Source organism: Sphingomonas sp. SUN039 (assembly GCF_024758725.1).
In the GTDB taxonomy this organism is placed as follows: domain Bacteria; phylum Pseudomonadota; class Alphaproteobacteria; order Sphingomonadales; family Sphingomonadaceae; genus Sphingomonas_O.
The window spans coordinates 865,978-876,411 of the sequence record NZ_CP096972.1; the positions used below are offsets into that span (position 1 = coordinate 865,978).

The 10,434-nt window shown below is 64.2% G+C and carries 8 protein-coding genes; all 8 read right to left on the reverse strand.

Going from position 1 to position 10,434, the window contains the following annotated elements:
- Positions 1–73 precede the first annotated feature (73 nt).
- Positions 74–1,996 carry a heme-binding protein gene (locus M0209_RS04300; RefSeq protein WP_258887065.1) on the reverse strand — a complete coding sequence of 641 codons (1,923 nt, stop codon included), beginning with the start codon at positions 1,994–1,996 and terminating at the stop codon, positions 74–76.
- Positions 1,993–3,384: a multiheme c-type cytochrome gene (locus M0209_RS04305; protein ID WP_408988225.1), complete on the reverse strand. Its 1,392-nt coding sequence runs from the start codon at positions 3,382–3,384 to the stop codon at positions 1,993–1,995. The genes M0209_RS04300 and M0209_RS04305 overlap by 4 nt, the downstream gene beginning before the upstream one ends.
- Before the next feature lie 114 nt (positions 3,385–3,498).
- Positions 3,499–3,849 (reverse strand): hypothetical protein, encoded by a 351-nt coding sequence (locus M0209_RS04310; protein WP_258887067.1) that lies wholly within the window; start codon positions 3,847–3,849, stop codon positions 3,499–3,501.
- Positions 3,849–4,322: a hypothetical protein gene (locus M0209_RS04315; protein WP_258887068.1), complete on the reverse strand. Its 474-nt coding sequence runs from the start codon at positions 4,320–4,322 to the stop codon at positions 3,849–3,851. The genes M0209_RS04310 and M0209_RS04315 overlap by 1 nt, the downstream gene beginning before the upstream one ends.
- A gap of 67 nt (positions 4,323–4,389) precedes the next feature.
- Entirely contained in the window at positions 4,390–5,820 is a 1,431-nt protein-coding gene (locus M0209_RS04320) for an aldehyde dehydrogenase family protein (protein ID WP_258887069.1), read from the reverse strand.
- Between the two features lie 140 nt (positions 5,821–5,960).
- The gene (locus tag M0209_RS04325; RefSeq protein WP_258887070.1) at positions 5,961–7,622 is read right to left on the reverse strand and encodes an acetolactate synthase large subunit; all 1,662 of its coding nucleotides are present in this window, start codon (positions 7,620–7,622) and stop codon (positions 5,961–5,963) included.
- A 97-nt stretch (positions 7,623–7,719) separates the two neighbouring features.
- Positions 7,720–8,658 carry a D-2-hydroxyacid dehydrogenase gene (locus tag M0209_RS04330; protein WP_258887071.1) on the reverse strand — a complete coding sequence of 313 codons (939 nt, stop codon included), beginning with the start codon at positions 8,656–8,658 and terminating at the stop codon, positions 7,720–7,722.
- A 217-nt stretch (positions 8,659–8,875) separates the two neighbouring features.
- On the reverse strand, positions 8,876–10,390 hold the full coding sequence (gene cysS, locus M0209_RS04335; protein WP_258887072.1) for a cysteine--tRNA ligase: 1,515 nt from the start codon (positions 10,388–10,390) through the stop codon (positions 8,876–8,878).
- Positions 10,391–10,434 lie beyond the last annotated feature (44 nt).

Below are 10,434 nucleotides of genomic sequence, written 5' to 3' on the forward strand. Positions count from 1 at the left end.
CCTCGGACGGCACACTCGCCGACTGGCTCGCCAGCACGCTGAGGACCGCGCCGAGATAGTCGAGGCTCACCGCTCAGCGTCCCTGACAGACATTGCTCTCGCTCGTGTCGAGGAACGGCGCGAACGGGCAGGAGACATAGCGCAGGCGAACCCCCGGCGACCCCGACAGCGCGACGACGATCTGGTCGGCACGGATCGCGGCGGGTGCGTTACCGAGCCCGGTGCCGGCCTTGCTCCCGCCGTTGAGCGCGCCGAGGAAAGCGATCATGTCGTCCTGGTCGATGCCGTCGCCCGAAACGCCCAGCCCGCCGACCAGTGTGTTACCGCGAAAAACGGGCACCCCGCCGGGGAAAATCTGGATGCCGTTCTGCAGCCAGTTCTGCCCCGCGCTCGCATCCGGGATGAAGGTGCAGCGCTGCGGCGTATCGGTCAGCCCGCCGTTGACGAAGGTCAGGTGCTGGACAAGGTTGGTCGCGATCAGTGCGGACTGCAGTCCCGTTGCGAACGGATTGAACTGCGCGATGCCCGGCGACAGCGGCCCATTGGGGCGTCCGACTTCGCCGTCGGGGAAATAGGGCCGCGCGATGTTGCCGATGCTGCGCGCACCATAGGCATATTTGCCCGTCAGTGCTGCGCTATCGCCGAGGAACCCCGGCATCGCCGCGCCATAGGCCCGCACACTCGACGACGGGTCGGCGGCGAGGTTCGCGCCCGCGTTGGCATTGGTGAAGAACATCGCCGTCCGTGCCTTTTGCAGCGAGACATCGGTGCCGAAAATCGGCGCATCGGGCGAACGGACGATGCCGAGCACCGCGCCATTGGTATCGACAAGACTGATCGTTACTTGCGCGCGGCTGTCGAGCGGGCGGCGGATCTGCGCGCGGGCGCGGCTCATGATCGTAAAGGCTTCCTCGAGCAGCGCGCGGGTTTCGGCAGCGGTCATCGCGCCGCTGTCGGTCCCGGCGCGGACGGGGAAACGGTTCGTGCCCGCGCCGTCGGTCAGGACAAAGGCATCGCGGTTCGAGAATTCGGTGGCCGTCGAGGGGCGCACGCCCGAGGCCTCGCTGCCATAGGCCGCACCTGCGATGATCGCCCCGGCCGAATAACCGCGCACGACCGCAAGGCTGCCGCCGATGCTCGCGAAAGCAGGCACGCTGGTGCGCCGCAATCCGGCCACCGTCGCGTCGCTATAGCGCAAGGTCGTTCCATCGACGCTGATCCGGTCGGCCTTGATCGTATCGGGGGCCTCGAACCCGATAGTCCCGGCGAGAGCGATGAATTCCTCGGCATCGCTGTCGACGTCGAGGATGTTGGGATCGAACCCGTAAACCCCGTCGGCCATCACACCGATGCCACCGACGACAACGCCGTTCTTGTAAAGCGGAAAACCCCCCGGATCGGCCGCGAGGCCGAGCGGCGAACGCTTCGGCCCGATCATCGGACTGCCGCTGCCGAAACGGGCCGACAGGTCGGAGCAGGGCAACTGGCTGAACTGCACCCCGTAAAGCGGACCGCTTTCGAGGCCGACGGTGGTCGGCGCGGGCGGGAAATGCTGCTGCACGATCTGGCTCGCAGTGCGGGTCGAAAATGCATTGCCGCCCGACGACAGATAGGCACCAGTAATGGCCTTGGCGATGGCCCCCCCGCCTGCAGGGACGGTCTGGTTCTGGATGTCGATACTGACGCCGTTCGGCGCGGGCGTGGTCAGCGCCGTAGTCCGCGCGCCCGCCATGCTGTAAACCGCGAGCACATTGCCGACCCGGTCGGTGACCGCGATGACGGCAGGCAGGCTGCGCGCCGTCGCTTCGGCAGCAGCGCCCGCAATGATCGTCTGGACGTCGGCGATGCTCAGCGATTCCTGCGCGGGGACAGCGTAGAGCGTGGTCGGTGTAGGGGAGGGCGTCGGCGTGACGGCGGCGCTCGGTGACGAGTCCGACCCGCCGCAGGAAGCAAGCAGGAAGGCGAGCGTCGTCACGCTGGCGACAAGCACTCTCACCGCAGTGTCCCGATGGTCCGTACCGCGCTGCCCAGCGCACGCCGGAATTCGAGCGGGCGATAGTCGTTCGGGTCGCGCACGGCCGCATAGGCGCGGTTGATATCGCCGCGCACCGCCTGCGCTGTACCGGCGGGGACTTGGCCCGCGCTGACCATCGCGTTGAGCAGCGTATCGACCGCCATCACCGACTGTGCGCTGCCGGTATAGTCGGTGAAGCGCGGCGAGATCGCTTCGCCGGCGATGGTGTTGACGATGGCCATGGTCTGCGCACGGTCGAATCCGGTGCTGCCGAACGCCTGTGCCAGCGCCTGTGCAGTCGCGCGCAGCTTTGCGCCTGCTGCCACCGCCGCCGCCCGGCTTTCGGTGTTGGCGCGGTGGAAGGCGCGGCTGTCGGCATCGAGCCGCGCGGCAAGCGAGGGTGCCGCGACTTTGGCCGCTGCCGCCAGCATGATCATGTTTTCGTCGTTGAACGGCACGGTCCCCGGCGGGACCGGGCGAGAGGGATTGTCGAGCGCCGTCGGCTGGAAGCTGCCTGCATCCTGGATGCGGCGATGGCAGCTGTGGCAGTCGTAGAAATAGAACTCCGGAAACGCGCCGTTCGTCGCTAGCGTCGGGTTGGCGAACAGCGACAACGCGCGGTCGAGCGCCATGGCTTGCCCCACTGCCCAGACCCGGACGTTATTGGTCCGCCCCTTGCGCGCGGCATAATCGGCATCCTCATTGTGATGCGTCTGCAACGTCGAGAACAGGTCGAGTTCGAAGCTGATGCGCGGGTGCCCCGCCGCCATGATCCGGTGGGTGACGAACTGCCCGCCATCGCTGCTGCCGAAATGGCAGTCGAGGCAGACAGCCGCCTTCACGGCGGGGCGGTCGAGCGGAACCATGCCGCGCGACACATTGGCGGCGTGGGTACCGCCGATGGCATAGTGCGAGGCGATCCACGGTTGCGCGCCGCCATGGCAGGCCTCGCAGCCAACGCCGTCATTGGCGCGCCACAATCCGCCGCGCAGGTTCGCGGCAGGGTAGTCGGTGTGGCAGCCGAGGCATTCGGGCGCTGCCGTTGCCGCGCCGATACCGAGGCGCGCCGCAATCTGGCGTCCACGCGGTTCGTTCAACATAGCGAACGCCCGCGAGTGCGCGCCGCCCGGAGTCGAAGGTTCCTGCCAGCGTGCCAGTTCGTCCTGCCGCACGATTTTGCCGTCAGCAACCGGCCGTCCATGACACGTCGATCCCGCGCACGAGGCGACGCCGAGATGGACCGCATCACTAGGAAGGGCGGCGACCGCCGGGGCAGGGCGCGTGCCGATCAGCACCGCAACGACCGCCAGACACACGCACAGGGCCGACGCGACCAGCGCCGTGCGATGCCGTAATGACGCGACGATCAAATTCCGCACCGCTTACCCCCAAATCCGGCGGTCGTGCGCCGGACGCTGCTACTTGGCGGCGACCCCTTCTTATATCCTGGGTAGTCTAGCGACGCGAGCGGCGTCGGCAAGCGGCTAAGCAGCCAGCGAGCCGAGAAATTCGGACGCTTCGCGTTTCGCGGCTGCGGATGGATTGATGATGCGGTTTCGCATATAGGCCCGCAGCGCTTCATTGATGCTGCCCGCCTGATGCTTCGTAAACGCCTTCATCGACCTCCCTAGCGCACTTTCGGCCATCTCGATGACCTTATGGGCTGTGGCGCGCGCGAGCGCGGCCTCTTCTACGCTCAACGCCGCAGTGGGAATTTGGGCGTCGATCACGGACAGGTCAGGATGCGCCAACTGGTGCCCGACGAGATACACGACCTCAATGGCGACCGCGCGGGGCAGTCCTTTCAGGGAAGCAACGATATCAGCGGGGTTCATCAGGACTCGCTCCATACATCGAACAGTGTGCGGGGTAAATCGGCAACGATGTACTCCTGCGAAAGGATGCTTGCGCGCTGCGAAATTCCGACTTCCTGAGCCAATAACTCGACCTGAGCGTAGGGCAGGACAATGAACATGGGGTGAAATTCCGACCGGTCGGCCGTTTCGGCCGTCTCCTGTATGGCATCGCGTTGCGCTGCCGTAATCTGGCCTTGCCCGTATCGGCTCTGGGCACCGCGAACGATACCGGTGCGGTTCCGGTCGATAAGGTCGCTATGTCCCTCGCGCTTGGTGATATCGGCTTGAAAGCGCCGGTAGAGTGCCCAAGGATTCGACGAGTCCGGGTTGTATCCCATCGACCTGTCGAAGGGAGGCGCTGGTGCTGCCCAAATCCAGTGGAGACCGCCATAGTATCGCTCATTGATGTTGTAAGCGAGAGCGGAAACAGTCGAGTAAAGCGCCAGCAACAATAATTCCCCCTTGCTTTGCAGTAAGCAAAATCGCGCGGCGCGTGCAAGGGATGCCGGTAGCAAAGCATCACTGGTTTCTGCGGATCACCAGATTGCGGATTTCGGTCATGTCCTCCATCGCAAAGCGGATACCTTCGCGGCCGAGGCCGGAGTCCTTAACCCCGCCATAGGGCATGTTATCGACGCGGTAGCTGGGCACGTCGTTGATGACGACGCCGCCGACATCGAGCCGGTCCCACGCGTCGAACATCTTGAACAGGTCGCGCGTGAAAATGCCCGCCTGCAGCCCGAATTTGCTGTTGTTGACCTCGTCGAGCGCGGCATTGAAATCGGTGAACTTCGACAGGATCGCGACCGGGCCGAACGCTTCCTCGCGGTAGAGCTTGGTTGTGCGCGGCACATTTTCGAGCAACGTCGCGTCGAGCATCGCGCCGTCGCGCTTGCCGCCGCAGAGCAGCTTGGCGTCCTGCGAAACCGCTTCGGCAATCCACATGTCGAGGCGGCTGGCTTCCTTCACATCGATCATCGGGCCGATGAAGGTGTTGCGGTCTTTCGGGTCGCCGGACACAAGCGTCTTGGTTTTGGCAACGAGCATGTCGCGGAACCGGTCGTACACATCGGCGTGAATGATGATCCGCTGCACGCCGATACACGACTGGCCCGACTGGTAGAACGCACCGAAAATCACCCGTTCGAGCGCATCGTCGAGGTCGGCATCGTGATCGACAATTACCGCCGCATTGCCGCCGAGTTCGAGCACCACCTTCTTCTTGCCCGCCTTCGCCTTCAGCGCCCAACCCACATCGGGCGAGCCGGTGAAGCTCAGCAATTTCAGCCGGTCGTCCTCGGTGAAGAGGTCAGCCCCGTCGCGATGCGCTGGAAGGATCGAGAACGCGCCTTTCGGCAGGTTCGTCTCCGCCAACACCTCGCCCATGATGATTGCGCCCAGCGGCGTCCGGCTCGCGGGTTTCATTACGAACGGACAGCCGACCGCAATCGCGGGCGCGATCTTGTGCGCGGCCAGATTGAGCGGAAAGTTGAACGGCGAGATGAAACTGCACGGACCGATGGGCACGCGTTTCCAGATGCCCTGATACCCCTTGGCGCGTGGCGAAATGTCGAGCGGCTGGACTTCGCCCGTCATCCTCACCGACTCTTCCGCAGCGATACGGAATGTGTCGATCAGGCGGCCGACTTCGCCCTCGCTGTCCTTGATCGGCTTCCCGGCCTCGACGCACAGCGCATAAGCGAGCTCGTCGAAGCGCGCCTTGAACCGGTCGACGCAGTGCTGAAGCACCGCCTGCCGCTCATACGCCGCCATCCGCGCCATTGGTTCGGCGGCTTCGACGGCGGCGGCAATACCGGCGTCAATGGTCGCGGCATCGGCCTGCGCGCAGCGGAACGCGACCTCGCCGGTGAACTTGTCGGTGACGGCAAGGTCGGTGTTCGGCTGTTGTGCCTCATTGGCCAGGTAGAGGGGGTAGACTTCCTTGAGCATTCTTCTTCTTTCTTACCCTCTCCCTCTGGGGAGAGGGACAGCCGCGAAGCGGCAGGGTGAGGGAAATGTGTCCGAGGGAAGTTCCCTCACCCCGCCGCGCTTCGCGCGAGTCGACCCTCTCCCCAGAGGGAGAGGGTAGGTCAAACGGCCTTTGCCAATTCCTTGATATCCTTATTCAAAATCCGGTCGTTGTCCGAATAGTCGACCGGACAGTCGATCAGATGCACCCCCGGTGTCGCGCCGGTGTGCGCCAGCAGTTCGGCCAGATGCGCCGCACTTTCGACGCGATAGCCGTGCGCCCCGTATGCCTCCGCATATTTCACGAAATCCGGATTGCCATAGGTCAGCCCCCAATCGGCAAAGCCCATATTCGCCTGTTTCCAGCGGATCATGCCATAGCTGTTGTCGTTGAGGATCAGCACGGTGATATTGAGCTTCAACCGGACAGCGGTTTCCATTTCCTGCGAATTCATCATGAACCCGCCATCGCCGCAGATCGCCATGACCCGGCGGTCAGGGTAAACCATGCTCGACATCATCGCCGAGGGCAGCCCAGCGCCCATCGTCGCCAGCGCATTGTCGAGCAGCACCGTGTTGGGACGATAGGCCGTGTAGCCGCGCGCGAACCAGATTTTGTAAACGCCGTTGTCGAGGCAGATGATGCCGTCCTCGGGCATCGACTGGCGGACTTGCTCGACCAGATGCGGCGGATAGATCGGAAAGCGGGTGTCGCCTGAAATGCTCGCGGTGTGCGCGACTTCGGCGGCGCGCGCCTTCAGCATGAAGTCGGACTTCCACGGCCAGGGATCGACGCCCGGACCGTCGCCCAAAGCCTCCTTCATCTGCCAGATGGCATTGGCGATATCGCCGATCACCTCGATCTGCGGGAAATAGACCGGGTCGACTTCGGCGGTGCGCGTCGAGATGTGGATGACCTCGGCGCCGCCCGCCTTCATGAAGAACGGCGGCTTTTCGATGACGTCATGACCGATGTTGAGGATCAGGTCCGCCGCCTCGACCGCACGGTGGACGAAATCGCCCGCGCTGAGCGCCGCACAGCCGACGAACTTGGGGTGCCGTTCGTCGATCACACCCTTGCCGAGCTGCGTCGTCAGGAACGGGATGCCGGTCTTGTCGACGAACTCGAGCAGCATTTTCGATGTCATCGTCCGGTTCGCGCCGGCACCGATCACCAGCACCGGCGATTTCGCGGCCTTCAGCTTGGCGACCGCCGCCGCCACCGCTTTGGGGTCGGCGCTCGGTCGCCGCGCGACGCTGCGCGGGATCGGCACCGAGTCGGTCTGCTCGTCGGCGATATCTTCGGGCAGTTCGAGGTGGACCGCGCCGGGCTTTTCCTCCTCGGCCAGCCGGATCGCCTCGCGCACCCGGCTCGGGATATTGTCGGCACTCGCCATCTGATAGGTGTATTTGGTGATCGGCCCCATCATCGCGACCACGTCGAGAATCTGGAAGCGGCCCTGTTTCGACTTCTTGATCGGTTTCTGGCCGGTGATCATCATCATCGGCATGCCGCCCAGCTGGGCATAGGCCGCCGCCGTCACGAAATTGGTCGCGCCCGGCCCGAGCGTCGCCAGGCACACGCCGGTCTTGCCGGTATGCCGCCCATAGGTCGCGGCCATGAACCCCGCGCCTTGCTCGTGGCGCGTCAGGATCAGCTTGATCTTGGTCGAGCGCGACAGGCTGTCGAGGAAATCGAGATTCTCCTCGCCGGGCACGCCGAAGATATATTCGACGCCCTCGTCTTCGAGGCACTGGATGAACAGATCGGATGCTTTGGCCATGATGCGCGTATCCCCCGGGTGCGTGGCTGACGGCGACCGTTGCGGGTTGGCCCGCTTGGATGTGAGACTAGCGGGCGAAAACGGGCAGGTCGAGCGGTCAATACCCCAGCTGCAAATCCACACCGTGCTCCAGCGGTTCACCCCGGTGCCAGCGCTCGAGATTGGCGAGGAAGCGGTCGGCCCCGCGCAGGAACATCTTCTCCTGCGCCTGCCCCGACAAATGCATCGTGATGTGCGCGTTGGGCAGCGACCATAATTGGTGTTCGGGCGGCAGCGGCTCGGGCGTCGTCACATCGAGGAAAGCCCCACCGATGCGCTTTGCCGCCAGTGCCTCGACCAGCGAGTCCTGATCGACAACGCTGCCGCGCGCGATGTTGAGCAGCACCGCACCGGGCTTCATCGCGGCAATGGCCGCGGCGTCCATCATGCCGTCGGTCTCGGGCGTGGCGGGCACCGCAAGGATCACCCAGTCGAACTCGCCGAGGCGCGGCCGCCAGTCGTCCGGACCCAGCATATCCGGCCCCGGCGAGCGCCGCACCACGCTGACCTCGATCCCGAATGCCGTCAGGCGCGGGAGGAGCAGTTGGCCGATCGCGCCATAGCCGAGCAGCAACGCCCTGGTCCCCGCGAGTTCAACCTTCGACGGCGGGTTCTGCAGCCACTCATGCCGGTCCTGCGCGCGCACGACCTCGCGGTACCCCTTGGCGATGCTGAGCATCCCCATAACGACATATTCGGCGATCCCGACCGCATTGGTCCCCGCGCCATTGGTCAGCACCGCGCCTTGCCGCGCGAGCTGGTCGAGCGGGATGCCATCGACCCCGGCGTAGAGCGTGTGCAGCCAACGCATCGCGGTCGCATGGCCGATGGCCGCCGCCATGTCGGGCTTTTCGTAGAAATCGAACCAGCCGATCTCGGCATCGGCGGCCAGCGCAATGGCCTCGTCCTTGGTCGCAAACCAGCGCGGGGTGAGCCAGTCGGGCAGGCGCGATTCGATGAGCGGACGGACGAGGGCGGGGAGCGTGGCGAAGGTCATAGTGTGTCCTAGCGTCGCTTGACCTGGAGTGCGAACATCGGCCGACCGCAGGTCGTAAATCTCCTTCTTTCTCTTCCTTCGTGTCTTCGTGAGCTTCGTGTGAACGAAAGGCTCCCGATGGGCATGTGCAACCCTGCGACTAGAGAAAGGGGTTTCACACGAAGCTCACGAAGGCACAAAGGAGAAGGGAAGAAGGGGGAAGGCCTGCGGCGCTTGGTCAGAGCTCGATCTTCCAGTCCCACTCGAACGAGGGATCGCCGTCCATCACCTCGACTCCGGCAGCGGCGAGTTCGTCGCGGATGCGGTCGGAGGTGGCGAAATCCTTCGCCACGCGCGCGGCCTTGCGTTCGTCGAGGCGGGCTTCGATTTCGGGTTCGGTGAGGGTAGCGGAGGTGGGGCGGATGCGGAGAGCAACACGAGACAAAGTCGCGTTCTCTAAGTTCAGCCCCAGCGCCTCATCCATGCACTCGACAACAGCAAACCTTTCTGAAGCATTGGCACCCTTCAGCCCGAGAACTTTTTCGACCAGTGTGAGTGCGACCGCTGAATTTAGATCATCGGAGAGCGCGGTCTCGAATTCTTTCACGATGTCCTTGAGACGCTGATTTGTAATGTCGGCAGCTCGGAGCAAAAAGGTGGAGTCGAGTGCTTGAACATTCGACGTTGCGGCTAGGTGATGGGCGAGACTTTCTACCTCTTGGTAGAGGTTTGAAGCTCCCATCACCATCCGCTTCAACCGCACCTGCGCCGCCAGCAGATTCTCCCAGCTGAACTCCAGCTCGCTCCGGTAATGCGCCTGCAGACACATCAGCCGGTACGACAGCGGATGAAACCCGCGATCCACCAGCGCCTGCAGCCGCAGAAACTCTCCGCTCGACTTCGACATTTTTCCCGTGCGGTCGATCAGGAAGTTATTGTGCATCCACAGCCGCGCGCCGGTCTGGTCGCCTTCGCAATACCCCTCATGCGCCTGGTTCTGCGCGATTTCGCAGGGGTGGTGGATTTCGCGGTGATCGATGCCGCCGGTGTGGATGTCGAACGGAAACCCGAGCAGCGCACCCGACATCACCGAGCATTCGAGGTGCCAGCCCGGCGCGCCGCGACCCCAGGGTGAGTCCCATTCCATCTGGCGCGTTTCCCCCGGCGGCGTCGTGCGCCAGATCGCGAAGTCGAGCGGGCTGCGCTTGCCCGCGACCGCTTCGATCCGGCTCTCGCCCTGATCGGTATGCGCCCGCGCCAGCCGCCCGTAATCGGGCACCGTCGAGACATCGAAATACAGCCCGCTGTCGAGCCGGTAGCAATGCTTCGCCTCGATCGATTGTGCCCATTCGATCATCTGCGGAACATAGTCGGTGGCGCGCGGATGTTGCGGCTTGCGGACGTTCAGGCGCTCAAGGTCGTTCTCGAAATCGGCCTGATAGAATGCGGCAATGTCCCACGCGCTTTTGCCCGCCGCGCTCGCCGCCTTCTCCATCTTGTCGTCGCCCGCATCGGCGTCGCTGGTCAGATGGCCGACATCGGTGATGTTGATGACATGCTTCAGGTCGTACCCCTTGAAGCTCAGCACCCGCCCCAGCGTGTCGGCAAACACATAGGCGCGCATGTTGCCGATATGCTGGTAGTTATAGACCGTCGGCCCGCAGGTGTAGACGCGCGCCTCGCCCTCGCGGATGGGGCGGAATTCCTCGACCTCGCGGGTCAGCGAATTGAACAGGCGCAGTGGGGTGGTCATGCCGCGCGCCTTCGTTCAGCCTCGCGTGCCCGTCAACCTTGCGC

What these genes read in the sequence shown, in the direction of transcription:
- M0209_RS04330 (WP_258887071.1), bottom strand. Translation starts at nt 8,658, where the DNA reads ATGACCTTCGCCACGCTCCCCGCCCTCGTCCGTCCGCTCATCGAATCG.
- cysS (WP_258887072.1), bottom strand. Translation starts at nt 10,390, where the DNA reads ATGACCACCCCACTGCGCCTGTTCAATTCGCTGACCCGCGAGGTCGAG.
- M0209_RS04310 (WP_258887067.1), bottom strand. Translation starts at nt 3,849, where the DNA reads ATGAACCCCGCTGATATCGTTGCTTCCCTGAAAGGACTGCCCCGCGCG.
- M0209_RS04325 (WP_258887070.1), bottom strand. Translation starts at nt 7,622, where the DNA reads ATGGCCAAAGCATCCGATCTGTTCATCCAGTGCCTCGAAGACGAGGGC.
- M0209_RS04320 (WP_258887069.1), bottom strand. Translation starts at nt 5,820, where the DNA reads ATGCTCAAGGAAGTCTACCCCCTCTACCTGGCCAATGAGGCACAACAG.